The organism is Parafilimonas sp. (assembly GCF_051953455.1).
In the GTDB taxonomy this organism is placed as follows: Bacteria; Bacteroidota; Bacteroidia; order Chitinophagales; family Chitinophagaceae; genus Parafilimonas.
On record NZ_JBQCIT010000063.1, the window covers coordinates 105,752 to 130,120 of the forward strand.

Genomic DNA, 24,369 nt, shown 5'->3' on the forward strand with positions numbered 1-24,369 from the left:
CAGATGCGATGCGGGCGTTTGTAAAACGGGAAGCTGCTTTTTGAACAGCTCCCTGTTACCCGCGTTTAAGAAAACATCCGCTCAATTAAAGTCAAACCATTTTTCCGCGATAGTGCTGTGATAAATTTTATACAGATGCTGCCCGAAACCTTCCAGGTCCTGTTGTATTAATACAAGCGAACGGCAATCCAGGTAATGAATAACGCCACCGCCGTTTCCATAACCGCCTCCGGCCGGGTCAGAAAACTGTGTTTGCATTTTCAGCACAACAGAATCGCCCAACGCTTTAATATCAGGCATAATAAATCCCGGCCCGGTTGTATAAGCGCCGTGATATAATGTTTCATTCTGGTAAGAATCAGTAATGCCTTCAAGAGGCAGGCAAAAATCACTCTGGTCAGGTAGTGGAACAGCACCGCGTTCTACTGTGCGGCGATCGAATGTGTTGCCATTGTAAAAAGTGATTTGCTCGCCTGAAATCTGGTAAAATGTATTAAAATGAAGATGCGTATTGGGTGAGTCGGAACCTGGGCATGTCCCATATATGGAAATGCCTGCGCAGCAGCTTCCCTTTATAAACTGACCATCTGCACCCCACACTTTTTCCGGCGTGGAGATAAAAAAATAGGCAGGTGAATCTATATATGACATCACCCAATCCCAGGTGTCGTTATTAGCCAGCTCCAGTCCGTATGCACTTTCTAAATCATTTTTATGCGGCATTATTTTTACAGGTTGTATGGCCTGGTCAATGGGCTTTTTGTCAATGTCATAAGGCGTAATCACAATATTAAAGCTCAGCGGCGGTTCCCAACCGGTTGGGTCAACGCCTATCATAATTACCGAAACCGTATCACTGCTGTCTAAATCTTTTATTTCAGGTACATCATAATAATAGCCGGCACTGCCGCCATCGAGCGCTAGTACCTGCAGGAATACGCCGGATACATTTTCTGTGGTATCTGTATGCAGGAATTTAATGGGGAGTTTCACCTGGTCAACCAAAAACAAAGTGTCTTCAAAAGAAATTTTTAAAGAACTGCCTGATGGCCCGCCGGGAATTTGTCCTTCAATTTTGCTGGCGTCGTTAAACTGCAGAATATTCGATAAAGAATCTGCCGTAGCGGAAGTTTCCGGAGGATTATGCGGTATGATGCCGCCAATTTTGTGACAGGAAAATAAAGCTGCAGAAAGAATAACGATGCAGCTAAGATGTAAGAAATGCAAGTGTTTCATGGTTTTATTTTTGAGAAGTTTTGAAAAATGTTTTAATGAGAGATGAGTTGATAAAGTTGACAGATGAGAGATGGCAGTTGACAGATTCACAACTCTCTACCTGGCAACAAGCATTTTTTTGGTAATTGTTGTAACGCCGTCAATAATCAATGAGTAGGTATAAATGCCGGCGCTTAATGAAGATGCATCTATATTAATTATTCCGCTGCCTGGTTCGATAAGTATTTGTTTAATAAGCTTTCCACTCATATCATGTATTGCAATGGAAGCATTTTTTGCATTTGCAGGCTTGTTGTAATGAATGCTTGTATTGTTGCTAAGCGGGTTGGGAATATTTTGTTCCAGCGAAGCGTTGCTGAGCGTTATAGCTGTAATATTTTTTTCTCCGGGATTTTTATTTAATGAAGAAGCGCCGGATAATGTTGAAGTGTTTAGGCCTGCTGCTTTTTTCAATGCGTCAATTTCCTGCTGCTGTTCCTGTATGGCTTTTATAAGTACCGGAATAATATCGGCGTACATTACGCCTAAATGCCGTGCAGGTATTTTTTCTGTTTTGCCTGCGGTGTCTATTCTGTATTCATGATCTTTTACAACTTCGGGCAATACTTTTTGCAAATCCTGTGCAACCAGTCCAATCTTGTCATTATCTTCTATGCTGTTTTTCCAGTTGAAGCGTACAGGCTTCAGTTGCATAATTTCTTTTAAGCCATAATTAAGGGAGCGGATATTCTTTTTATCTCTTTCATCAGAAGTATTGATGCTGCCATCTATAGACCATACATCAAACCATCTGTTTGAGGAAGTGCCAAGTTCAAATACACGGTCAATAGCAGAAACAAAACTTCCTTCTGAACCTAAAATGTTTTTGCTTAGTAAATTTAACCTGGCCCCGTAACTGGAAGTACTGGCCGGGTCTCCGAAAAATAAATCTTTATTTGTTACAATCCCAGGGCCTAAAGGATTAAGATAGAGGTAAGCGAGAATATTGCTATTCCTTGCTTGTATTCCTTTTGTGTCAATTACTAAATGCTCATGGCTGCGATCACCGGTAACAATATAACCGCCACCACCTGAAGTTATATCTGTGCCACCTATAACTTGCAGCTTTGTTTCCGGGGTTTGCGTTCCAATGCCTACAAAGCTGTTCTTGCCTTCAATGTGTATTCCATTCGAAAGCATATTTATATCTCCGCCATACCGGTTTAAAAACAACGTGGTTTTGCTGCCGTTATCTCTTGCCTGTATGGTATTGTGGTCTATTGCAAGATTTTCATCTGTTATTTGCCCCACTACAATAGAGCCGCCTTTATTTAGCCGAACGCTGCTGCCGCCTGTAACCTGGAGTTTCACATCAGGGGTATTAATACCAATGCCAAGTTTTCCTTTAAGATATAAACCATTAGCAGGTGGCATAAGCGTGTCGCCGATAGTAACGCCGCCATTGCTGTTTACAATCATCTTAGCCGTATCAAGCACATCAATTTGCAAAGGATTTCTGCCAGCCTGTTTTGAATTAATATGCACCTGCGCTTTCGGACTTGTATTTCCAAAGCCCCATAAGCCACCGGTGGTGAGCTTGCCGTAGGTTTTGTTGTTTGATATGAACAGTATGGATTCGCTGTTAATGGAACCCAGTTTGCCGGTAGTATCCAAAGTGTTGCCGGCAACTGTCCAATTTTGTGCATGGAGGTTTAAGCATGCATAAGTACAACATGCGGTAAGTAAAAGCATTCGTTTTTTCATAAGTTAAATTTTAAGGCACGCCTTCGTTTTGCGTTTGATTAAATAAGTAGAAGAGAGATGGATGATATGGTTATTTGTTCTCCGCTTAAGTGAGTAGTTAATTGTGAATAAATCGCTGATGAACTGTGGCAGTCATCCGTCAACTATCATCTGCTATCTGTTAACTGCTTCTTCATCTCAATCCAAAAACAAAATTCCATTGAGGGCGGGAGCTTTCATTTACCCTTTCGGGTGATTTTTAAAACGGATGTAAAATTTATTGCAGTATCAGTTGCCTTATACGTGCAATAGCAGAAGAATGAGAAGTAGCATCTAATTTTAAATAGAGGTTATTGATGTGCTTTTTCACGGTGTTGATGGATATGAATAACTCAGCGGCAATCTGCTTATTGGTGCAGCCATTATAAATTAACTGCAGCAGTTGAAACTCCCGCTCACTTACAGGCGAGGGTAAAAATTTATTAATTGTTGACAGCTTTAATTCCGGAAAATTGCGTCTGCTCTTTTGTGCAAAATTGTGCAGGGCAATTTCAATTGAACTGTATAACCCTGCTTCTGTAAACGGTTTTACAATGTAGCCTGCAGGCTCTGTTACCTTTGCATTGGCAAGAGTTTTTTTATCGGAATAAGACGTAAGAAAAAGAAATGGGATCTGATAATTGCCCGCAATGGTTTCAGCTATTTCGATGCCTTCCATTTTACCATTGAGATTTATATCGAGTATGGCAACATCGGGCAGATTGTTCTTTAATTCAGCAAGCGCGTCTTCCCTGTTATAAACAATTGCTGAAACGATATAATCATTCCTTCGCAGCGCCCCGGCAATATCTTCAGCCACTATTGGCTCGTCTTCCATAATTAATATACTTATCTCGTTCATGTTTATACAAGCTTGTAATTTTTTATTTCAATATCCACCTTGGTGCCGTCTTCAGCATAAATATTCATTTTCCCTTTCAGCTTTTGCAGAAAAGCATTTATCATTTTATATCCAAACCCATATTCATCTTTTGGTTTTTGCTGAATGCCTGTACCGTTGTCATAAACGCCAAGCTTCAGCAGGTTGTCTTCTTCTTTTAATATAATTTTTATAGCGCCATCTCTTCCGTCATTAAAGGCATATTTCAGGCTGTTGGTAATTAGTTCATTTAATATTAATCCCAGTGGTACCACAACATCCACATCAAGATTCATCGGCTGCAATTCTTTAATCAGCTTTACTTTATTATGTTGAATGTTGTAGGAATGAAAGAGATTGTCGCAAAGCTTGCCGATGTAATCCTGAATATCTATGCCGGTTAAATTATTTTCCTGGTAAAGGTTCTGGTGTATGAGCGACATGCTCAGCACACGGTTGCGGCTTTCTTTCACAGCCTGCAGCGCATGTTCATCCGCTATATAATCCGACTGCAGGCTTAACAGGCTCGATACTATCTGCAAATTATTTTTTACCCGGTGATGTATTTCCCTCAATAAAATCTCCTTCTCCTGCAATGATTTTTCAACCAGTTCGTTTTGTGCGGCCAACTGTTCTTTTTTCTTTTTGTTTGATGCAAAAGCAATCCATGCAAGTACTGCCAGCGCCAGCATTAAAACGGAAGCCAGTATAAAATAATTTCTTTCTTTTTTGTTGTGCACAGCTTCTGCGGCGGCCAGCGCATTCTGCGTATTCAGCTTGTCAATCTGTTTTTCTTTTTCTGCCGTTTCATACACAGCAGCCATTTCGTTCAGTTGCCTCAGGTTTTCTTCATTCAGTAAATCATTGCGAAGCGCTGCTGCAGAATCTGCATAGCTGAATGCCAGGGCATAGTTTGTTAGCATACGGTTGCATTTGGAAAGCTTGCGGTAAAAAACTTCCATTCTTTCTTTACGCTGGTTCTTTTTTGATGTTTCCAATCCTTTTAAAAAATATTTTTCTGCTGCTGCATAATTTTCACGTGAAGAAAAGATATCGCCTAACCCTTCATAAGCTGTTATCAGCACATCTCTGTCATCGTGCGTGAAAGCTTTTTTCTCTACATCATAAAACACAACTTCTGCTTCATCCAGCCGATGCTGGCCCACCCATGCAGCGCCCATATTTACCTGCGAACCGTAGATATCTTTTTCTGCGTGAATTTCTTTTGCAAGCTGCATAGCGCGGTAAGCATAATAATATGTGCTGTCAAATTTGTCCTCACTGTTATAAGCACTGCTGATGTTTATCAATGTGTTTAGTATACCCTGTTCGTCATGCAGTTCCTCTTTTATAACAAGTGATTGCCTGTAATAGTGAATAGCATTGGTATAATCTTTTTTGGAGCGATATAATATACCGATATTATTCAGCGATCTTGCAACATAGCTTTTATTCCCCGTTTCCTGCCGCAGCTTTAATGCAGCAAGGTGATTGCGCATCGAAAGCTCATAGTTGCCTCTTACATAATAAGCAAGCGCTATATCGCTGATAACATTGGAGAGATGTTCTTTATCGTTGAGCGATGTATATAGAAATGCAGCACTGTTCAAAAAATTCAGGCAACTGTCTATGTTTCCAATGTAATCATAACAAACGCCAATTGTGTGCGAAGACCTGGCAATAAGCTTTGCGCTTTTTATTCTTTGAGCGATAGATAAGGTTGTTATTGCATACAACAGAGCTGCACGGGGCTTATCTTCAATATATAAATTACTAAGAGCAATATTTGCATTTATGCGTACGGTATCCTGCTTGGAAGATTGCAACAACAGGTTCAGTGAATCTGCTGTTGCATCCTGTGCATACAAATCAGCTACGGTAATACAGGCAATCAATATGTATATAAGCGTCTTCACAATAGCTGGTTAGATGTTTATTATAAAAGCCGGCAGCAATACAAAGATTAGGATGTAACGGTGATCGGAAGTTATCCTTACGGGCAATTTATCTGAGTTCTTTATTGTTTCTTTCGGTGTTTGTTCTGTATGCGCTTAAATGGCTGCGGCCTATGGTTGAAAAGGTAGAATAATTTACTGACAGACAGCGGGATAAATTTTTAACAGCATTTAAATAATACAAAAAGAGGCTGCTTTACAGCAACCTCTTTTTTATTAATCAATATAAAAATACATATTAACTGCAACCTAAGCTATTACCACAGTTTAAGCATTTATAGCAGGTGCCGCTTCTTACCGTAATATGCCCGCAAACATTGCAGGAAGGCGCATCACTCTGCATATTTTTAGCGGCAGCATTGGCGGCATCCATTGAAGTTGCTGCATGTATACCCGCCGTGGTTTTCTGTGCCTTATGCATATGTACAGAGGGTGCTGCGTTCACAGACTTTACGTGCAGGTTGCTTAAAGAAGGTTTGCCAATAATTTCTGCATCCTCCTCATCACCAAGATTGGTTAGTTCAGGCCTGTCCAATACGTGTACGAGATCCGTTCTGTCAAGATATTCATACGCCAGGCACCTGAACACGAAGTCAACCAGCGAAGTGGTGGTTTTAATATTCGGATGGTCTACCATGCCCGCAGGTTCAAATTTGGTAAATACAAATTTTTCAACAAACTCATCTAATGGAACGCCATACTGCAAACCAACAGAAACGGCAATGGCGAAGCAGTTCATGAGGCTGCGTAATGTGGAGCCTTCTTTGGCAAGGTCAATAAATATTTCACCTAATGTACCATCATTATATTCGCCGGTGCGCAGGAATAATACCTGGCCATTTATTTTGGCTTTTTGTGTAAAGCCGCGGCGTTTTGCCGGTAAGGTCTTTCTTTCTACAATTTTTGATAATTGCCTTTTTAAAGAAGTATCCTCACTTGCCTGCATACGCTTGTGCACTTCTTCCAACAGTTCTTCAGCGCTTAAGGCAGAAAGGTCAACCAGTTTGGCGCCTGAATTTACTTCTTCAATAACAGGCGCACTTTCACCAGGCTTTCCGTCTTCCTGGCTTTCAGATTTCTTCTTTTTATCAGATTTATTGCTGAGCGGTTGAGAAAGTTTAGAGCCATCACGGTACAAAGCGCAGGCTTTCAGGCCGAGCTTCCAGCTTAACATGTATGAATCTGCGATTTCTTCAACCGTTGCTTCGTGCGGTAAATTGATAGTTTTAGAAATAGCGCCGCTTAAGAAAGGCTGACAGGCGGCCATCATTCTTATATGACCATGAGCATGAATATAACGTTCGCCTTTTTTGCCACACCTATTAGCACAATCAAAAACAGGAAGATGTTCGGATTTTAAGAAAGGAGCGCCTTCCACGGTCATCGTCCCGCATACATAATTGTTGGCAGTTTCAACCTGTTCTTCTGTAAAACCAAGTGCATCCAGCAGGTCAAAATTCCAGTCGTTGTATTGTTCAGCTGTAAAACCAAGCCTTTCGAGGCAGGTTTCGCCTAAAATAAATTTATTGAAGAGAAAGCCTATTTCAAATGCTGAAGTAGCAGCATTGTTTAGTTTTTGTATTTCTTCTGCGAGGAAACCTTTTTCACTTAAAGTTTGGGGATTGATAAAAGGAGCGCCTTCAAAGCTGGCCGCACCTACGGCATATTTTACAATGGCGTCAATTTCCTTTGATGTATAACCGAGGTTTTTTAAAGCCTGCGGTACGCTCTGGTTAATGATTTTGAAATAACCGCCCCCGGCAAGCTTTTTAAATTTCACCAGGGCAAAATCAGGTTCAACGCCGGTTGTATCGCAATCCATTACCAGCCCAATCGTGCCTGTTGGTGCAATAACGGTTGTTTGCGCATTGCGGTAGCCATGTTTTTCGCCAAGCTCAACAGCATCATCCCAGGCTTTGCAGGCAGCGGATAATAAATAATCGGGGCAATATTTTGCATTAATGCCTACTGGCTGAAGGCTCAATCCTTCATAAGCATCTGAGGCGTCATATGCAGCGGCGCGATGATTGCGCATAACCCGCAGCATATCGGCTTTGTTTTCTTCATACCTGGGGAAAGCACCTAAAACAGCCGCCATTTCTGCGGAGGTTTTGTAGGCAATCCCGGTCATTATTGCTGTAATGGCACCGGCAATATTGCGTGCTTTTTCACTGTCGTAAGGAATGCCGCTTACCATAAGCATGGTTCCGAGATTGGCGAAACCAAGACCAAGTGTGCGGTAATCATAAGATAATTGTGCTACCTCTTTTGATGGAAACTGCGCCATTAATACAGAAATTTCCAATACGGTAGTCCACAGGCGGCAGGTATAGGAAAAGCCTTCCACATCAAAGATATTTTTCTCCGTATCGAAGAATTTCATCAGGTTGGCGCTTGCCAGGTTACATGCTGTATTGTCTAAAAACATGTATTCCGAACAAGGGTTGGAAGCATTGATCCTTCCACCCTGCGGGCAGGTATGCCATTCATTTATAGTAGTGTCATACTGCGTTCCGGGATCGGCACAACGCCAGGCTGCATAATTAATTTGATTCCATACTTCACGTGCGGGAATTTTTTTCATTGTTTTGCCATTAGTCCTGGCTTTTAATTCCCAATCGCCGTCTTCTTCCAGAATTTTGAAAAATTCATTCGGAATGCGAACAGAGTTATTAGAGTTTTGGCCTGATACGGTTGCATAAGCTTCACCTTCATAACTGCTGTCGTAGCCAGCGGCAACCATGGCAGCTACTTTCTTTTCTTCATCTTTTTTCCAGTTGATGAACTGCATTATTTCCGGATGGTCCAGGTCGAGGCAAACCATTTTAGCGGCGCGCCTGGTGGTACCGCCGCTTTTTATGGCGCCGGCTGAACGGTCGCCTATTTTTAAAAAACTCATTAAGCCGCTGGAAGTACCGCCGCCGCTTAATTTTTCTCCTTCACCACGAATTCTTGAAAAATTAGTACCAACACCAGAACCGTATTTAAAAATGCGGGCTTCACGAATCCACAAGTCCATGATGCCGCCATCGTTAACCAGGTCATCATCAACGCTTAAAATAAAACAGGCATGTGGCTGTGGCCTTTCGTAGGCGCTGGTTGATTTTTTCAGCTTACCGTCTTTTCCGTCCACGTAATAATGGCCCTGTGGCTTGCCGGTAATGCCATAGCTTTCGTGCAGCCCTGTATTAAACCATTGAGGGCTATTGGGCACGCAGGCCTGGTTTAAAATGCTGTACACCAGTTCTTCGTAAAAAATTTGGGCGTCTTTTTCAGAATCGAAATAATTATTTCTTTCACCCCAAACCCGCCAGCAGTTTGCCAGGCGGTGTGCCACCTGCTTTGCAGAGGTTTCGCGGCCTGAAGTTCCGTCAGGCTGGGGCACGCCTGCCTTTCTGAAATATTTCTGAGCCAGGATATCGGTGGCAATCTGGCTCCATTGTTTGGGCACTTCCACATTGTTCATTTCAAACAAAACTTCACCCGTTGGGTTTTTAATAATGCTGGTGCGGTAATCGTACTCAAACATATCAAACGGGCTAACACCTTCTTTGGTAAAGCGGCGTTGAAACAGCAATGCTTTGTGGGTTTTTCCTGTTGCCATTGGTAATATTTTAAGCGTGATAAATTTATTTAAACTTGTCTAAGCAAAGGTTAGAGACAGACGACGAAAATATCCTTAACCTCCGAAAAAAGAAACTATGAATATGCACATGTTGTGGAAAATGGATGTGGATTTTTTTAAAGCTCAACCGGGCATTATGTTTCACGCAAAATACATTATACAGATAAATTTTTGGATAAAAAATTGCTGTTGCTTTTAACACTCATGGCTGTTTTTCGTATGAATATATAAATGAGGTGGGCGGTAAGCCATTGAAAACAATAGCAATGAAATTGCTAAGAATGCAAACTTTTTTGCATTTTTGCAAATAAGGTCTCACTTAAAAAGCCTGCATGAAGCACAAGTTGTACCAACAGATACAAGAACGAAAAGCAACCGGTAAAAAATCCTTTGCGGTACTTGTTGATCCCGACAAGGTCAATGAGGCAACTACCGAGCAGCTTGTATCATTAGCCCTGGATGCCAAAATTGATTATTTTTTTGTAGGCGGCAGCCTTGTTATTTCCAATAACCTTGATGAATGCATCAGGCAGATAAAAGTCTCCTGTTCTATACCGGTGGTTATTTTTCCCGGTTCGCATTCGCAGATCAGCCGCTATGCCGATGCACTTTTATATCTTTCCCTGATATCCGGGCGCAATCCTGAATTACTGATAGGGCAGCATGTAATAAGCGCCCCGGCCGTAAAGCAGAGCGGGCTTGAGGTAATGCCTACAGGTTATATGGTTGTTGATGGCGGCGCACCTACCACAGTTTCTTATATTTCTAATGCAACGCCTTTACCTTCAGACAAAGCCGAAATTGCAATGTGCACTGCCATGGCGGGAGAAATGCTGGGTATGAAACTTATTTTTATGGATGCCGGCAGCGGTGCCAAAAACCCCGTGCCCACCACCATGATAGAAAAAGTATCGTCGCATATTGAAGCGCCCTTAATTATAGGCGGTGGTATTGATAATCCGGAAAGAGCTTACATGAATTGCAAGAGCGGCGCCGATATTATTGTAGTGGGGAATGCAATTGAAAAAGATGCTTCGCTGATAAAAGAATTAAGTGACGCCATACATTCTTCAGCGCCGGTAAAAGCGTAATTGCTGCCTGAAATAATTTGCCAGTGATAAATAAATCGGCCCGGTTTTAAAAACCGGGCCGATGTTTTAATATAGCCCATACTTTTAAAAGCTCATCATTTCTTTAAACTTAACCGTTTGCCTGCGGCTGACTTCAATTTTTTCACCGCCTTTTAATTCTACCAATAAGCCGCCATTGAAGTAAGGTTCTATCTTTTCAATCCAGCGAAGGTTAATAATATGTTTGCGGTTGGCGCGGAAGAAAACACGGTCATCCAAACGTTCTTCGAGTGAATTAAGCGATTTTAAAATAAGAGGTTTATTGTTGCCAAAAAAGACCTTGGCATAGTTGCCCACACTTTCAAACAGCCGTATTTCGTTGAGTTTTACAAACCAGCAACGCTCGCCATCTTTTACAAAAACCTGGTCAATTTCGGTAAGCGGGCCGCGGTTATTGTTGCCGCTAATGCCAATGCGCTCCTTGCTTATTTCATCGTTCAGTTTGTGCACTGCATCTGCAAGGCGTTTGGGTTCTATGGGTTTTAAAAGATAATCCAACGCGTTCACCTCGAATGCTTTTAAAGCATATTCATCATATGCAGTGGTAAATATTACATGCGGTGCTTTTTCCAGGTCTGAAAGCATATCAAAACCTGTTTTGCCCGGCATTTGAATATCAAGGAAAATGATATCAGGATTTTGCGATTCTATTTTTTCAACGCCTTCATCCGCATTAGCAGCTTCATCAACAACATCAATATCAGGATATGCCTGCAGCAATTTTTTTAATTCTGCTCTTGCAAGACGCTCATCATCTACAATAATAGCTTTTAGTGGCATTTATATTATTTTAAAAATGAAATGGCGGTAACCGGCAGCGTCACCCTTGCTTTTACCGTATTACCGTTTATATTTTTTATTTCAAAACCTGCATCATTGCCATACAATAATTTCAGGCGGTTTATGGTACTGGCTATACCAAAACCTTCCAGGCTTTTTGTACCGTTTAAATGGCCGGTATTTTCAACAATCAGTTCATGATGGCTATCTGTGAAATCGGAAATAACCCTTACCAGCCCGCCGTTTATCTGTTTGCTTATACCGTGTTTAATAGCATTTTCAACAAGCGTCTGCAGCATCATAGGCGGAACCTGCTGATCTAAGGTATCTTCATCAATTTCATATTCTACTTTCAGCCGGTCCTCAAAACGGATTTGTTCCAGCTCAAGATAATCTTTTACTATGCTTAATTCTTTTTCAAGCGTGGTTGTTTCCGTTTTTTCAGCCTGCATACTGCTGCGCAAAATATTACTTAATTCAGTAATAGCGGTTCTTGCACGTTCGGGATTTTCATCAACCAATGCACGAATGCTGTTTAAAGCATTGAAAATAAAATGCGGATTAATGTGTGCTTTAATAGTTTTAAGCTGCAGCTCTTTTACAAGGCTTTCCATTTTCACGCTGTCAATTTTCGTGTTGCGTGAGTTTTCAATATAATGCCACAGGTAATAAATAGAAAGCCAAACAAAAATAATGGGAGAATCATTGGCCAGGTTCAGGAAAAAGCGTTCCGGAATACTGGCTTTTATTTCGGGATCATATAAATGCAGCCACTCGACAATTGTGCTGCTGATATAGCTGTAAGCAATGCAAACAATTAATGTTATACTGAAAAGCTGCAGCCATTGCCTGCCAAAAATAGGAGGGGTAAGCTTAAAACGCAAAATAACAAGCCGGAGCAAATGTGTGAAAATTAAACCGAAAGACATACCCAGTAAAATGCGGGCTGCAAAAATAGAAGTAAGCTGTAAATGAAACACCCAGATAAAAAACATTAATGATGCTCCGTAAAATGTCCATCCGGCAAACTGACACCACCAATATGCTAATTGTTTTTTCTGCATTGCTTTACAAATTTATAAACTTATACAGGCGCCGGAATGCAATTTTTATCAATGGTTATTTTAAGGAGTAAGTGGCACATACTAAAGCTTTGAAGGCGATGAAACTGAATATTATAAAATTGTAAGAAATTTTTAAGGCATTAAACCGGTATGCGGCAAAAAACGTTTATATTTCAAAACTATTATTTTTGCCACTTAATCTTTGTGAATGGAAATTTCCGCCGGTCCTTTGTTAAGCCAGATAAATTCCCCTGCCGACCTGAAAAAGCTCTCCCGGGATCAGCTCTTCGAGGTTTGTGATGAACTGCGGCACTACATTATTGATGTGGTAAGCGTTTATGGCGGTCATTTCGCTGCCAGCCTTGGCGTAGTGGAATTGTCTGTAGCGCTGCATTATATTTACAATACCCCTTATGATCAATTGGTTTGGGATGTTGGCCACCAGGCTTATGGCCACAAAATTTTAACCGGCAGAAAGGATAGTTTTATTACCAACCGCAAATACAAAGGGCTCAGCGGCTTCCCCAAAAGAAGCGAAAGCGAATATGATACTTTTGGTGTGGGCCATTCTTCCACTTCCATCTCTGCGGCTTTGGGTATGGCCATGGCAGCCAAATACAAGAAAGAAACCGATCGTAAAACCGTTGCCATCATCGGTGATGGCGCTATGACGGCCGGCCTTGCTTTTGAAGGCCTGAACCATGCCGGCGTTGCCGATGCAGATTTACTGGTTATCCTCAATGATAACTGCATGAGCATAGACCCTAATGTGGGTGCATTGAAAGAATATTTAACTGATATTACTACTTCTCCTGCTTACAATAAGGTGCGGGACGATGTTTGGAAACTCCTCGGAAAACTGCCGGTGGGAAAAAGGTTTACCCGCGATATGGCTGCCAAGCTCGAAACCGGCATTAAAGGCATGGTAAGCAAAACAAGCAATCTTTTTGAATCGCTGAATTTCCGGTATTTCGGGCCAATAGACGGCCACAATATTACCAAGCTGGTTGATACTTTGGCCGATCTTAAAAAAATACCTGGCCCCAAACTCTTGCACATTATTACCGTAAAGGGAAAGGGCTATACACTGGCAGAACAGGATCAAACCAAATGGCATGCGCCCGGCTTGTTTGATAAAGTAACCGGAGAAATTTATAAGAAGAAATTCGATCTTCCCCAGCCTCCAAAATACCAGGATGTTTTCGGCTATTCCATTATTGAGCTGGCAGAAGCAAACGATAAAATAATGGGTATAACGCCTGCCATGCCCAGCGGTTCCTCTTTAAAATTTATGATGGAAGCCATGCCCGACAGGGCATTTGATGTGGGTATTACAGAACAGCATGCCGTAACATTAAGCGCCGGCCTGGCCACACAGGGCCTTCGTGTTTTCTGTAATATTTATTCTTCATTCATGCAAAGGGCTTACGACCAGGTGATACACGATGTTGCCATTCAAAAGCTGCCTGTGATATTTTGTCTTGACAGGGCAGGGCTTGTGGGCGAAGACGGCCCCACGCATCACGGCGCTTACGATATTCCTTACATGCGTTGCATACCTAACATGGTTGTAAGTGCGCCGATGAATGAAAGCGAACTGCGCAACCTGATGTACACGGCGCAGCTTGATAAAAATGAATATCCTTTTGTTATACGTTACCCTCGCGGTGAAGGCGTAATGCCTGAATGGAGAACACCTTTCAAAGAAATAGAAATTGGCAAGGGCAGAAAACTGAAAGATGGCGAAGGCATTGCCATTTTAAGCTTTGGCCACCCGGGTAATTTTGCAACGGCTGCCATACGCGAATTAAAGGCAGAAGGCATTAATCCTGCACATTACGACCTGCGGTTTGTAAAGCCGATTGATGAAGCTTTGCTGCACGAAGTTTTCAGCAAATTTGATAAAATAGTTACAGTGGAAGATGGAACGGTTGTTGGCGGATTTGGCAGTGCTGTACTTGAATTTATGAATGCCCATAACTATAAAGCTGATGTAAAAATTCTTGGTATTCCCGACAGAATTGTAGAGCACGGAACTTTGAAGGAACTGCGTAATGAATGCCATTACGATGCTGCTGCAATTGCCGATGCCGTAAGGGAAATGGTAAACCAATCTGTTACAGAGAAATTAATCAGTTAAGCTTATTCTTTACCCGCAATAATCATTTATTCACAACTATCTTAATTTGTTTTACACGTATAGTGATTTCAATGTATCATCCGTATATATAAGTAGTATAAACTGTTATTTCTAAAATTCCACCTATGAAATCACTTCTTATCGTTCGCCATGCAAAAAGCAGTTGGGATGATTTTTCGCAAAAAGATTTTGACCGGCCACTAAATAACCGCGGTAAAAAAGATGCACCTGAAATGGCGAGGCGTGTGCGCAATGAAATGAATGTTAAGCTTGACGCCATTCTCTCCAGCCCGGCAAAACGGGCGCTTTCCACAGCCAGGTTCTTTGCCGATGAATTTGATGTGAAAAAGGAGAATATTATTGAATGGCCTGAATTATACGACGCATCTATCAGCAAATTTTATAAAGCGGTTGAAGCATTAAGTGATGACTTTAATTCAGTTGCTTTATTCTCACATAACCCGGGCATAACAGCATTTGTTAATAGTTTAATGAACGCGTATATTGATGATATGCCCACCTGTGCCGTATTTGCACTGCATATAAAAACGGATAGGTGGAAAGATTTTGAAGATGCAGAAAAAGAGTTTTGGTTTTTTGATTATCCAAAAAGCATCTCATGATTATATGCTTATATGTTTCAAATTAATATTTCAAAAATAGTAACAGAACCAATTTAATTTGGGGCATTTACGTTGCCTGCGATTTATCAATTTACAACAACAGAAGCCTTCATGCCGGGATGGATGGTGCAGTGATAATTAAAAGTGCCTGCAGTTGAAAATGTATGTTTGAAAATGCCACCCGCAGCAATATTGCCACTGTCAAAGCTCCCGTCATCTGCTGTTACAGTATGGGTTACATTGTCATTATTCGTCCAGGTTACAGTTGTACCTGCAGCTACTTTCAGGCTGCCGGCGGAAAAAGTCATGCCATCAATTGAAACAGCATTTTTAGGTTCGCCTCCGTTTCCGCCATTATTGTTATTAGCTCCTCCATAATTGCTGCCGCTATCTTTGTTACAGGCATAAAAGCCAATAAATATGAACGCTGAAATAAACAAGGATATAAAAAGCGCAGGTTTAATAGTCTTCTTTTGCATAAAAAATTTTAATTAAAAAAACTGTCGCTTTATATAAAAGGTTGCCCGAAAATTCATGTTCATTATTTGTATATCAAACGGGTGCCGGAAAAAACAATGGTTTATCTTGCAATAAATATTTTATAATGAAACAGGCTTTTTTATTAACGGTTTTGCTGAGCGGAATTACTGCGTTGAAAGCAGATGCGCAAATACATTTTAACCATCTTGCCATATACGTTGTTGACCTTGAAAAAAGCAGCACATTTTACCGCGATGTAATGCAGTTGCAGCAGATACCGGAACCGTTTCATGATAACCGGCACACCTGGTTTAAAATTGGCGAACATGATCAATTACATGTTATTTCCGGAGCTAAAGAAAAAATGCCGCACAATGTAAGTGTCCACATGGCATTCAGTGTGCCTTCGGTTGAGAATTTTGCCGGGCACCTTGATTCTCTTCATGTTAAATATGGTAATTCAGCCCAAACAGGCACTGCGCCTCAAGTAAGGACTGATGGCATCAAGCAAATTTATTTACAGGACCCTGATGGTTACTGGATAGAAGTGAATGATGATAAATTTTAGCAGTGAATGGCGGGTGGTGAATAGTGAATTGTAAACTATTATCTTCGCCGCTCGAAAAATGCGTGTATGAAGTTTTATAATTTGATAATTAAATACCGTTTCTGGCTTAGCATTCTCGCTGTTGTAATCGGGGTTGTATTAAATTTAACGGTTTCCGGCTTTTGGCCTGTATTTCCTTTATACTTTATCGGATTAATCGGGTTTCTTAGCCATTTCTTTATCGGCCCCATGCGTTTATTGCAGGAACCAATGGAAAGCGGCAATATTGAAGAAGTGGAAAAAATTCTCGATAGTATATGGTTTCCCAATTTGTTGTATAAACCCATCCGTTCCACTTATTATACGGTGAAAGGCAATATGGCTATGATGAAGCAGGATTTTGATACGGCGGAAAAGCATTTAAAGAAAAGCGCCACGCTGGGCTCGCCAATGCCCGAAGCAGAAGGCGCCAACAAACTTCAGTTGGGTATGATGGCTATGCAAAAAGGTGATATGAAAACGGCCGAAGGTTATATGCGGGCCGCCATTCGCGCCGGCATACCGGATAAGGAAAGTGAAGCCATTGCTTTTTTAAGCATGTGCCAGATATTTATGAATAAACGTGAGTTTCGCGCCGCAAAGGATTTTTTTAGAAAAGCCAAAGCCTGCAAGCCTACAACCAAACAGGTGGTTGACCAGATAAAAGAAATTGAAAAATATATTTCAAGGGTTCCCGGTTAACAGGCTAAAAATAATGAAGCAGGAAAGCACAGCGGAGAGTTGTGCTTTTTTGTTTAAAACAATTCGTATTTGCCCCTTTTAATGTCGTTTTCAGCAATTAAACGTTCCATAAAGCATGGGTAAGTTTGTGTTATAAAAAATAACGTCATGGCAAACATCAGTCAAAAAATTACACCATTCCTTTGGTTTGATAAAGAAGCCGAAGAAGCAGCAAAATTTTATACATCTGTTTTTAAAGATTCATCTATTAACGGCACAACATATTATGGCGATGGTGCGCCTGTACCAAAAGGCACAGTATTAACAATTGGCTTTACTTTGAACGGGCAACATTTTACAGCACTAAATGGCGGCCCGCATTTTAAATTTAATGAGGCGGTTTCATTTGTGGTGCATTGTGCCAGCCAGGAAGAAGTAGATTATTACTGGAACAGCCTGTTAAAAGATGGTGGCAAGGAATCTCAATGTGGCTGGCTAAAGGATAAGTTTGGACTGTCATGGCAGGTGGTGCCGGAACGCATGCTGGAATTACTGAGCGATCCGGATAAAGACAAAGCCAACCGCGCTATGCAGGCTATGATGAAAATGGTAAAACTCGACTTGCCAACATTAGAAAAAGCAGCAGCAGGCGAATAGCTTTCCAGGTATAAAAGCAATGGACTTAAGGAAGAAACTTATTCTTTAAACAAGCTGCCAAAGAAAATTTTGTACAACTGAATGGCTGCTGAAATTATAAATACAGCGCCCATAATTACATTAAGGATTTTATGGCTCGCCTTTAATTTTTTAATAAGCCATTTGCCGCCGTGAATGTAAATAGCCTGGCCTGTGATAGTGCCTGCGCAGGCACCAATTGTAAACAGGTTAAAGTTTAACATGCCCGGCTTTACTGTGCCGTTACTTATGAAATAAGTACCCCAGAAAAACCAAAACGGTATTTGCATGGGATTAATGGCGCTTAACATCATGCCAAGTAAAAAGCGGTGCACTTTATTATCGATAAGCAGTCCTTTTTTTTCAGGCTCGTTTTGTTTTAGCGCTTTGCGGATGCTTAAAAGACCCAGCACAAAAAACAAAATAACTGTTGCCCAGCTTAAATAAACAAACATGGTTTTATTACGCAATATCCAGCCGCTGCTGTTTAATGCTATGCGTAAATAAATTACTTCAACCAGTGCTACGCCTATACTGAATATCCATGCTTTTTTTATACTTTCCTCAACACCTATTTGCGTGGCGGCAACATTTAAATTTCCAAGGGGTAACTGTCCCAAAAAACTTACGCCAAATCCTGCAAACAGTATGGGTAACAATTCGTTCATAAAGCAGTTTTAAAGTTTACATTGCAGGTTTAACCGCTCCATGAACTTAGTATTTTTTTTAGAGGCCCTGAACATTTTTATCCCCTTAAAAAAGGGAATATAAGCCGCTCCCTGCTTATAGTTTATTTTACCTATTTCATACATACAACGCCAATGCTTTGCAATAATTTTTATAGCATCTATATAGCTTAGCCCATTATCATAAATATGATTGGGTTCTGAGCCAACGCCGTTAAATTCAAGTATGGAAATATTCCTGCAATGCTTAAGGTCTTCAAGCGAAGTTGTTTTAATATCGTAACGGCCGTAATAAAATTGTTTGCTGAATAAATTAATTTTATCCATTACGGCAGAAAGCTGTTCATCAATTTTATTACTCAGGTTAATAAACCTTGCGCCGCGGTTATGGTTGCCTAATTCATTCAGCCTGTAAACTTCATTCCTGGCAATAATATTATCCAGGTTTTCTTTATGCAATTCCCTTTGCTCATCTGCAATCATGAAAGCTTTGGGATGCTGTTCTATTAACCGCTTTAATGTTGATGCACCATCGCCTTTTACATGCAAATATTCTTTTTCAATCAGCCCAGTTATTGTTCCTTTATCTGAACCGGGATAACGCACGTAAAAAATGCTCAGCTCAAGCGGCCAGGTTATCATTTCCTGGATAAGATAAGTAAATGGCAATAACGCATGGTAAGCCGCAAGCTGTTGTGCATTTTCAATTTTCCTGAAGAGCAAGCCTTTTGTGCCAACATCTGGTTTTACGGCCACCGGGAACTGCAAACCCGAAGCCTGCATTCGTTTTATGGTGTATGCAATATTTTCAGATGGATCAACATAAATAGTAATTGGGTATAATGTGTTGGGTAACTGTTCAAACATTTCCCGTTTTGTTTCACCTTCAAACCCGCCGAAATATAAGGTTGGGTTCACGTTTGAAAAGAACCAGAAATGCCTGCCCTTTATCCAATAGTATAGCCAAAGAAAAAAGAAAGGCGCATAAATAACGCTGAAAGGCAATTGCTCCCAGTTAAAGATTCTTTTCAACCTTACATTTTTAGTGGCGCAAAATTAGGGGTGATGGACTATGTTACAACGGTTTGTTTGTTAAATACAAAACGCTTTGCCTTACATTTGAATTCGAAATTGAATTATATGCACATTCCGCAAATGGCAGAAATGCTGGCAAACGGCGATACCCCCGATATTTTGTTTTGGGTAGGTTGTGCAGGCAGTTTCGATCAGCGTGCCCAAAAAATTACCCGCGCCTTTGCAGCTATCTTAAACAAGCTTGAAATTAAATATGCCATTCTCGGAAAAGAAGAAGCCTGCAACGGCGATCCTGCCCGAAGGGCCGGCAACGAATTTTTATTTCAGATGATGGCTTATAACAACATTCAAATATTGAATGGATACGGCATAAAGAAAATTGTAACGGCGTGCCCGCATTGTTTCAATATTTTAAAAAATGAATATCCTGTACTGGGTGGCAGTTACGAAGTAATTCATCACACAACATTTCTTCAGCAATTAATTGATGAAGGGAAACTGAAATTAAAAGAAGCCGGCAATTTTAAAGGGAAACGCATCACCTACCATGATAGCTGTTATCTCGGCCGCGCCAATAATATTTATGAAGCGCCGCGAAAAGTACTGGAATTATTAGACGCCGAATTGGTTGAAATGAAACGTTGCCGCAGCAAAGGCTTATGTTGCGGAGCAGGCGGTGCACAAATGTTTAAAGAAGAAGAAAAAGGCACAACACGCGTTAATTTTGAGCGCAGTGAAGAAGCTATGAATACCGGTGCTGAAATTATAGCATCAGCCTGCCCGTTTTGCAACACTATGCTTACAGATGGCGTAAAAAATAAAGAAAAAGAAGACAGCGTAAAAGTGCTGGATATAGCAGAATTGATTGCTATGAATATGGAATAAGAAATACAATATTTAATTACATTTTAAACCCACATCATGAAAAAATTATTACTGATTGTATTGCTGGCGCCGCTTTTTTGCAGCGCACAGGAAGGTGTAAACTTTGAACATAATCAAAGCTGGCAACAGGTGCAGGCAAAAGCCAAAGCTGCCCATAAATATATTTTTATGGATTGCTATACCACCTGGTGCGGCCCGTGCAAATACATGACCAGTACTATTTTCCCGCAAAAAGTAGTTGCAGATGTTATGAATGAAAAATTCATCAACGTAAAAGTGCAACTGGATACTACAGATAATGATAATGCTGAAGTAAAAAGCTGGTACCAAACAGGACACGATCTTGCTAAGCAGTATAACGTAAGAGCTTATCCAACTTATTTGATTTTTGACGAGAATGGAAAGATCGTGCACCGTTTTGTGGGCGCTTCCCCAACAAGTGAGCATTTTGTAACCAAATTAAATGCGGCGCTTGATCCCGATAAACAATATTATACTTTGCTTGATAAGTATAATGCAGGTGAAAAAGACCCGGAATTTGTTCGCAAGTTTGCCCTAATAGCTCAGGATGCCTACGAAAAGAAGCAGGCTTCTGAACTGGCTAATGCTTACCTGGCAACACAGCAGAATTTATATACAAAAGATAATCTTGATTTTGTCATCAGCTTTACAGAAACAAGCAAAGACAAGGGGTTTGATATGCTGTTGCATAATGGGGATAAAGTTGATGCGGCAATGGGTAAAAAGGTTAGTAACGGCATTGTGCAAAATATTATTTCACGCGAAAATGTTTATCCTGTAATCTTTCCGCGAAATATTTCCGATCCAAAAGATTTAGCCGAACCTGATTGGACAAAACTGAAAAATGATGTTGCAAAAAATTATCCTGCACAGGCAAAAGAAGTAATAAGCCATGCGCAGGTAGTGTTTTATGAGAATAAAAAAGATTGGGATAAGTTTGGTCCTGCTGTGGTTAGTTATATGAAGGAATATGGCAGCAATGCTTCGCCTGAGCAGTTAAATGATTTTGCCTGGAACGTATTTTTAAATTGCAGCGATATGGCTTGTGTGGAGCAGGCGCTTGCCTGGAGCAAACGTTCCATTGATAATAATGAGGAACCCATGTTTATGGATACGTATGCAAACATCTTATATAAAATGGGCAAAAAAGATGAAGCGATTGAATGGGAAACAAAAGCAATGAACTTAGAAACAAGCGCCGATAAATCAACTTACGAACAAACGCTAAGTAAAATGAAGAACGGCGAGAAGACCTGGAATTAATTTTATCTATTTTAAATAACAGGAAACAGGTTGTTGCACAAACAACCTGTTTTTTATTTTAATAAAGCTTTAAAAGCCGGGCCGGTAAAAAGTGTTACATTAGTTATGGCAAAAAAGCGGTTGTTATATGAATGCCATTGTTGAATATTTCCAGCATATACCTTCCCTGCACCGTGCTTTGATTATTGCGGGTGGCATTACCATTTTCTGGCTGGTGGAAAGCGCCGTTCCGCTGTTTACTTTTCAATACAATAAATGGAAACATGCGGGCATTAACTTCTTCTTCACCTTCACAACTATTGCCATAAATTTTGTATTTGCATTACTGATTGTATTTACAAGCGACTGGTGTTTGCAGCATCATTTTGGTGTGTTACAATGGATAGCAATGCCCGTGTGGCTTCAAATGATTGTGGGTTTAATGCTGATGGATTTAATTGGCGCATGGCTTATTCATTATATTGAACATAAAGTGAAATGGATGTGGAAGTTTCATACCATCCATCATTCCGATACACATGTTGACACAACCACTGCCAACCGGCATCATCCGGGTGAAAGTGTTTTTCGTGCTGTGTTTACAACCATGGCTGTTTTTATTTGCGGGGCACCTTTATGGTTAGTGTTTTTATATCAAAGTTTAAGCGTGGTGCTTTCGCAATTCAATCATGCCAATATAAAAATGAATAAAAAGTTAGATAGAGCATTAAGTTATATTATTGTTACGCCAAACATGCACCGCATCCATCATCATTATATCCGCCCTGAAACCGATACGAACTATGGCAACATATTTCCCTTTTGGGATAAACTGTTTGGCACATATTGCACAACACCGGTAAAAGATGTTCATTATGGTCTCGATGTTTTAGAAGGCAGAAATGATGAAGACTTAAAAGACCTTTTAAAAATACCTTTCGGCAATTCTATCAAAACGGATTATTAATACCCGGCAATAAATGAATGATGAGTGATCAGTAATGAGTAATGACAATAAATAGCTGGCAGCTCACAGCCTGAAGCTTGCAGCAACCCAGTTATATTTTGATTATAACCATCATGGTAAGATATTTGTATTATAAATTAAGCTTATTCAAAAAATCTTAATCATGAAACAACTACAAATTAAACATGTACTGCAGTGTATGCTTGTAACAGCATCCCTCGCTTTAGTATCCTGCGGTACTTCCACGTCTTCAGACACAGCAAGTGACAGTTCTTCTATGTCATCAATGGATTCAGCTGCACCTGCTGAACCGGTAACACATGCAGAAGCCGTAATCTCAGGCACAAAAGCAGATACAACTGTTGATGGAACGGCAAGCTTTGATGCAGACAGTGGCAAGGTTAAATTAACACTCAATCTTACCATACCTAAAATGGCCAATAAAACTGTTGCTGTTCATATACACGAGCATCCGGATTGCGGTGATAACGGTATGGCTACACACGGCCACTGGAATCCAACCGGAGCACAACACGGCAAATGGGGCGGTGCCAGTTTTCATCTGGGAGATATAGGGAATGTGAAATTAGATGGAGAAGGTAAGGGCACACTTGAAATGTCAACAGATTTATGGACGCTTGGTTCAGACACAGCCAGCAGCGTTTTAAACCATGCCATTATTGTGCACAACGGTGTTGATGATTATACAACACAACCAACCGGTAATGCCGGCGGCAGAATTGGTTGCGGTATTATCAAATAGTACTTCGAAAAATTTTTATAAAGCCTTTGGTTAAAAGCCAAAGGCTTTTTTATTTATTTAGTTGAATAAGCTGAAGAACAGATGGCATCACGGTTGCCTGTCTGCCAACAGGCAGGTGTCACTCCCTTCAGCTTCAGCAAATATCCGGACATTAACGCCGCAGGAACAGCATGTTATTTCCGGCAACACATTTTGCATCAAATAAACAGCTTTGTACATTGCAGTAACAAATGGGCATTCTATCTTTTATATTAATTATCGCCAACGTAATTGTTTCTTACCGCGGTTTTAAAGACAGCATCTTCTACAATAAATACAAGTTTAATGTAGATGGCGTTTTGTTATATAAAGATTATAAACGGCTGGTAACATCCGGTTTTCTTCATGTAAACTGGATGCACCTTATCTTCAATATGCTGGCCTTATATTTTTTCAGCGGTTCAATTGAGATGTCGTTAGGCCCTGTAAGGTTTTTACTTATTTATTTTTTAAGCCTGATTGGCGGCGACCTGCTTTCACTCTTCATCCATCGCCACGATGGCAGTTATGATTCAGTGGGGGCCTCTGCCGGTGTAAGCGGGTTGATATATGCAGCCATTGCTTTATTCCCGGGCATGAAGATTGGTTTATTGTTTATTCCCATTGGCATTCCCGGCTGGCTGTTCGGGCTTATTTATGTGTTGTATTCCATTTATGGCATCCGCTCAGGAAAAAATAATATTGGTCACGATGCGCATTTGGGCGGCGCATTAATTGGCCTTATCGTTGCCATCATTATGCATCCGTCTGTTGTAATTACCAACACATGGCCCATTGTAATTATTATGCTGCCTTCCGTAGTGTTCATGTACATTATTATTACCCGGCCGCATAGCCTGCTGATAGATAATTATTATTTCAATAAGCATTCAAATGCAGCTACCATCGATCATAAATACAATATAGAAAAGCGGAGCAAAGAGCAGGAGATAGACAGAATACTTGAAAAGATTCATAAGAAAGGCATGAGAAGCCTTACGGATAAAGAACGGCAAATGCTGCAGGAGTATTCAAGGTGAGTGGTGAGTTGTCAGTTGTGCGTGCACATGTTTGAAGGTTACTTACTCACCATTCACCACTGACAAATCACGATTAACTTAACTTAGTAATCTAAA

General features: G+C 40.7%; 21 protein-coding genes. 11 read left to right on the forward strand and 10 right to left on the reverse strand.

Translation table 11 applies throughout. The annotated features are described in order from the left end of the window. Positions 1-81 precede the first annotated feature (81 nt). The 5 genes from ACTHN6_RS21960 to ACTHN6_RS21980 form a co-directional block, all read right to left on the reverse strand. Positions 82-1,236, reverse strand: a complete 1,155-nt coding sequence (locus ACTHN6_RS21960; RefSeq protein WP_440437933.1) for a hypothetical protein — start codon at positions 1,234-1,236, stop codon at positions 82-84. A 96-nt stretch (positions 1,237-1,332) separates the two neighbouring features. Further along, positions 1,333-2,979, reverse strand: a complete 1,647-nt coding sequence (locus ACTHN6_RS21965) for a tail fiber domain-containing protein (protein WP_440437934.1) — start codon at positions 2,977-2,979, stop codon at positions 1,333-1,335. Positions 2,980-3,235: 256 nt separating this feature from the next. Further along, complete coding sequence (locus tag ACTHN6_RS21970) at positions 3,236-3,859, reverse strand: response regulator (RefSeq protein WP_440437935.1); 624 nt, start codon at positions 3,857-3,859, stop codon at positions 3,236-3,238. A gap of 2 nt (positions 3,860-3,861) precedes the next feature. Then, positions 3,862-5,793, reverse strand: coding sequence for a sensor histidine kinase (locus ACTHN6_RS21975; protein ID WP_440437936.1), 1,932 nt, complete (start codon positions 5,791-5,793; stop codon positions 3,862-3,864). A gap of 277 nt (positions 5,794-6,070) precedes the next feature. Beyond that, positions 6,071-9,436 carry a vitamin B12-dependent ribonucleotide reductase gene (locus tag ACTHN6_RS21980; protein WP_440437937.1) on the reverse strand — a complete coding sequence of 1,122 codons (3,366 nt, stop codon included), beginning with the start codon at positions 9,434-9,436 and terminating at the stop codon, positions 6,071-6,073. A gap of 353 nt (positions 9,437-9,789) precedes the next feature. On the opposite strand from ACTHN6_RS21980, the gene ACTHN6_RS21985 reads away from it, so the two are divergent. Next, on the forward strand, positions 9,790-10,548 hold the full coding sequence (locus ACTHN6_RS21985; RefSeq protein ID WP_440437938.1) for a geranylgeranylglyceryl/heptaprenylglyceryl phosphate synthase: 759 nt from the start codon (positions 9,790-9,792) through the stop codon (positions 10,546-10,548). Positions 10,549-10,632: 84 nt separating this feature from the next. Here the strand turns inward: ACTHN6_RS21985 and ACTHN6_RS21990 are convergent, their stop codons facing one another. Then, positions 10,633-11,367: a LytR/AlgR family response regulator transcription factor gene (locus tag ACTHN6_RS21990; protein ID WP_440437939.1), complete on the reverse strand. Its 735-nt coding sequence runs from the start codon at positions 11,365-11,367 to the stop codon at positions 10,633-10,635. Positions 11,368-11,372: 5 nt separating this feature from the next. Beyond that, a complete protein-coding gene (locus ACTHN6_RS21995) occupies positions 11,373-12,431 on the reverse strand; it encodes a sensor histidine kinase (protein ID WP_440437940.1) in 1,059 nt (352 codons plus the stop codon). 208 nt (positions 12,432-12,639) lie between these two features. Here ACTHN6_RS21995 and dxs point away from each other — a divergent pair, with 208 nt between their 5' ends. Both dxs and ACTHN6_RS22005 read left to right on the forward strand, forming a co-directional pair. Beyond that, positions 12,640-14,571: a 1-deoxy-D-xylulose-5-phosphate synthase gene (gene dxs / locus ACTHN6_RS22000; RefSeq protein WP_440437941.1), complete on the forward strand. Its 1,932-nt coding sequence runs from the start codon at positions 12,640-12,642 to the stop codon at positions 14,569-14,571. Positions 14,572-14,696: 125 nt separating this feature from the next. Beyond that, entirely contained in the window at positions 14,697-15,194 is a 498-nt protein-coding gene (locus ACTHN6_RS22005) for a SixA phosphatase family protein (protein WP_440437942.1), read from the forward strand. A gap of 86 nt (positions 15,195-15,280) precedes the next feature. On the opposite strand, the gene ACTHN6_RS22010 is transcribed toward ACTHN6_RS22005, so the two are convergent. Continuing rightward, entirely contained in the window at positions 15,281-15,673 is a 393-nt protein-coding gene (locus ACTHN6_RS22010) for a cupredoxin domain-containing protein (RefSeq protein WP_440437943.1), read from the reverse strand. Between the two features lie 125 nt (positions 15,674-15,798). Between ACTHN6_RS22010 and ACTHN6_RS22015 the strand changes: the two genes are divergently transcribed. From ACTHN6_RS22015 to ACTHN6_RS22025, 3 genes are all read left to right on the forward strand, one after another. After that, complete coding sequence (locus ACTHN6_RS22015; RefSeq protein WP_440437944.1) at positions 15,799-16,242, forward strand: VOC family protein; 444 nt, start codon at positions 15,799-15,801, stop codon at positions 16,240-16,242. 66 nt (positions 16,243-16,308) lie between these two features. Next, complete coding sequence (locus ACTHN6_RS22020; RefSeq protein WP_440437945.1) at positions 16,309-16,962, forward strand: tetratricopeptide repeat protein; 654 nt, start codon at positions 16,309-16,311, stop codon at positions 16,960-16,962. A 147-nt stretch (positions 16,963-17,109) separates the two neighbouring features. Next, a complete protein-coding gene (locus ACTHN6_RS22025; protein WP_440437946.1) occupies positions 17,110-17,598 on the forward strand; it encodes a VOC family protein in 489 nt (162 codons plus the stop codon). Positions 17,599-17,636: 38 nt separating this feature from the next. On the opposite strand, the gene ACTHN6_RS22030 is transcribed toward ACTHN6_RS22025, so the two are convergent. Both ACTHN6_RS22030 and ACTHN6_RS22035 read right to left on the reverse strand, forming a co-directional pair. Then, positions 17,637-18,284, reverse strand: coding sequence for a LysE family translocator (locus ACTHN6_RS22030; RefSeq protein WP_440437947.1), 648 nt, complete (start codon positions 18,282-18,284; stop codon positions 17,637-17,639). Between the two features lie 9 nt (positions 18,285-18,293). Next, entirely contained in the window at positions 18,294-19,334 is a 1,041-nt protein-coding gene (locus ACTHN6_RS22035; RefSeq protein ID WP_440437948.1) for a hypothetical protein, read from the reverse strand. Positions 19,335-19,442: 108 nt separating this feature from the next. Here ACTHN6_RS22035 and ACTHN6_RS22040 point away from each other — a divergent pair, with 108 nt between their 5' ends. The 5 genes from ACTHN6_RS22040 to ACTHN6_RS22060 all read left to right on the forward strand — a co-directional run bounded on the left by ACTHN6_RS22040 (position 19,443) and on the right by ACTHN6_RS22060 (position 24,273). Continuing rightward, the gene (locus ACTHN6_RS22040; RefSeq protein WP_440437949.1) at positions 19,443-20,222 is read left to right on the forward strand and encodes a (Fe-S)-binding protein; all 780 of its coding nucleotides are present in this window, start codon (positions 19,443-19,445) and stop codon (positions 20,220-20,222) included. 36 nt (positions 20,223-20,258) lie between these two features. Further along, positions 20,259-21,506 carry a thioredoxin fold domain-containing protein gene (locus tag ACTHN6_RS22045; RefSeq protein ID WP_440437950.1) on the forward strand — a complete coding sequence of 416 codons (1,248 nt, stop codon included), beginning with the start codon at positions 20,259-20,261 and terminating at the stop codon, positions 21,504-21,506. Between the two features lie 127 nt (positions 21,507-21,633). After that, a complete protein-coding gene (locus ACTHN6_RS22050) occupies positions 21,634-22,452 on the forward strand; it encodes a sterol desaturase family protein (protein ID WP_440437951.1) in 819 nt (272 codons plus the stop codon). Between the two features lie 163 nt (positions 22,453-22,615). After that, the gene (locus ACTHN6_RS22055) at positions 22,616-23,215 is read left to right on the forward strand and encodes a superoxide dismutase family protein (protein WP_440437952.1); all 600 of its coding nucleotides are present in this window, start codon (positions 22,616-22,618) and stop codon (positions 23,213-23,215) included. A gap of 230 nt (positions 23,216-23,445) precedes the next feature. Then, complete coding sequence (locus tag ACTHN6_RS22060) at positions 23,446-24,273, forward strand: rhomboid family intramembrane serine protease (RefSeq protein WP_440437953.1); 828 nt, start codon at positions 23,446-23,448, stop codon at positions 24,271-24,273. The last annotated feature ends 96 nt before the right edge of the window (positions 24,274-24,369 follow it).

What these genes read in the sequence shown, in the direction of transcription:
- ACTHN6_RS21960 (WP_440437933.1), bottom strand. Translation starts at nt 1,236, where the DNA reads ATGAAACACTTGCATTTCTTACATCTTAGCTGCATCGTTATTCTTTCT.
- ACTHN6_RS21965 (WP_440437934.1), bottom strand. Translation starts at nt 2,979, where the DNA reads ATGAAAAAACGAATGCTTTTACTTACCGCATGTTGTACTTATGCATGC.
- ACTHN6_RS21970 (WP_440437935.1), bottom strand. Translation starts at nt 3,859, where the DNA reads ATGAACGAGATAAGTATATTAATTATGGAAGACGAGCCAATAGTGGCT.
- ACTHN6_RS21980 (WP_440437937.1), bottom strand. Translation starts at nt 9,436, where the DNA reads ATGGCAACAGGAAAAACCCACAAAGCATTGCTGTTTCAACGCCGCTTT.
- ACTHN6_RS21985 (WP_440437938.1), top strand. Translation starts at nt 9,790, where the DNA reads ATGAAGCACAAGTTGTACCAACAGATACAAGAACGAAAAGCAACCGGT.
- ACTHN6_RS21990 (WP_440437939.1), bottom strand. Translation starts at nt 11,367, where the DNA reads ATGCCACTAAAAGCTATTATTGTAGATGATGAGCGTCTTGCAAGAGCA.
- ACTHN6_RS21995 (WP_440437940.1), bottom strand. Translation starts at nt 12,431, where the DNA reads ATGCAGAAAAAACAATTAGCATATTGGTGGTGTCAGTTTGCCGGATGG.
- dxs (WP_440437941.1), top strand. Translation starts at nt 12,640, where the DNA reads ATGGAAATTTCCGCCGGTCCTTTGTTAAGCCAGATAAATTCCCCTGCC.
- ACTHN6_RS22005 (WP_440437942.1), top strand. Translation starts at nt 14,697, where the DNA reads ATGAAATCACTTCTTATCGTTCGCCATGCAAAAAGCAGTTGGGATGAT.
- ACTHN6_RS22010 (WP_440437943.1), bottom strand. Translation starts at nt 15,673, where the DNA reads ATGCAAAAGAAGACTATTAAACCTGCGCTTTTTATATCCTTGTTTATT.
- ACTHN6_RS22015 (WP_440437944.1), top strand. Translation starts at nt 15,799, where the DNA reads ATGAAACAGGCTTTTTTATTAACGGTTTTGCTGAGCGGAATTACTGCG.
- ACTHN6_RS22020 (WP_440437945.1), top strand. Translation starts at nt 16,309, where the DNA reads ATGAAGTTTTATAATTTGATAATTAAATACCGTTTCTGGCTTAGCATT.
- ACTHN6_RS22025 (WP_440437946.1), top strand. Translation starts at nt 17,110, where the DNA reads ATGGCAAACATCAGTCAAAAAATTACACCATTCCTTTGGTTTGATAAA.
- ACTHN6_RS22030 (WP_440437947.1), bottom strand. Translation starts at nt 18,284, where the DNA reads ATGAACGAATTGTTACCCATACTGTTTGCAGGATTTGGCGTAAGTTTT.
- ACTHN6_RS22040 (WP_440437949.1), top strand. Translation starts at nt 19,443, where the DNA reads ATGCACATTCCGCAAATGGCAGAAATGCTGGCAAACGGCGATACCCCC.
- ACTHN6_RS22045 (WP_440437950.1), top strand. Translation starts at nt 20,259, where the DNA reads ATGAAAAAATTATTACTGATTGTATTGCTGGCGCCGCTTTTTTGCAGC.
- ACTHN6_RS22050 (WP_440437951.1), top strand. Translation starts at nt 21,634, where the DNA reads ATGAATGCCATTGTTGAATATTTCCAGCATATACCTTCCCTGCACCGT.
- ACTHN6_RS22055 (WP_440437952.1), top strand. Translation starts at nt 22,616, where the DNA reads ATGAAACAACTACAAATTAAACATGTACTGCAGTGTATGCTTGTAACA.
- ACTHN6_RS22060 (WP_440437953.1), top strand. Translation starts at nt 23,446, where the DNA reads ATGGGCATTCTATCTTTTATATTAATTATCGCCAACGTAATTGTTTCT.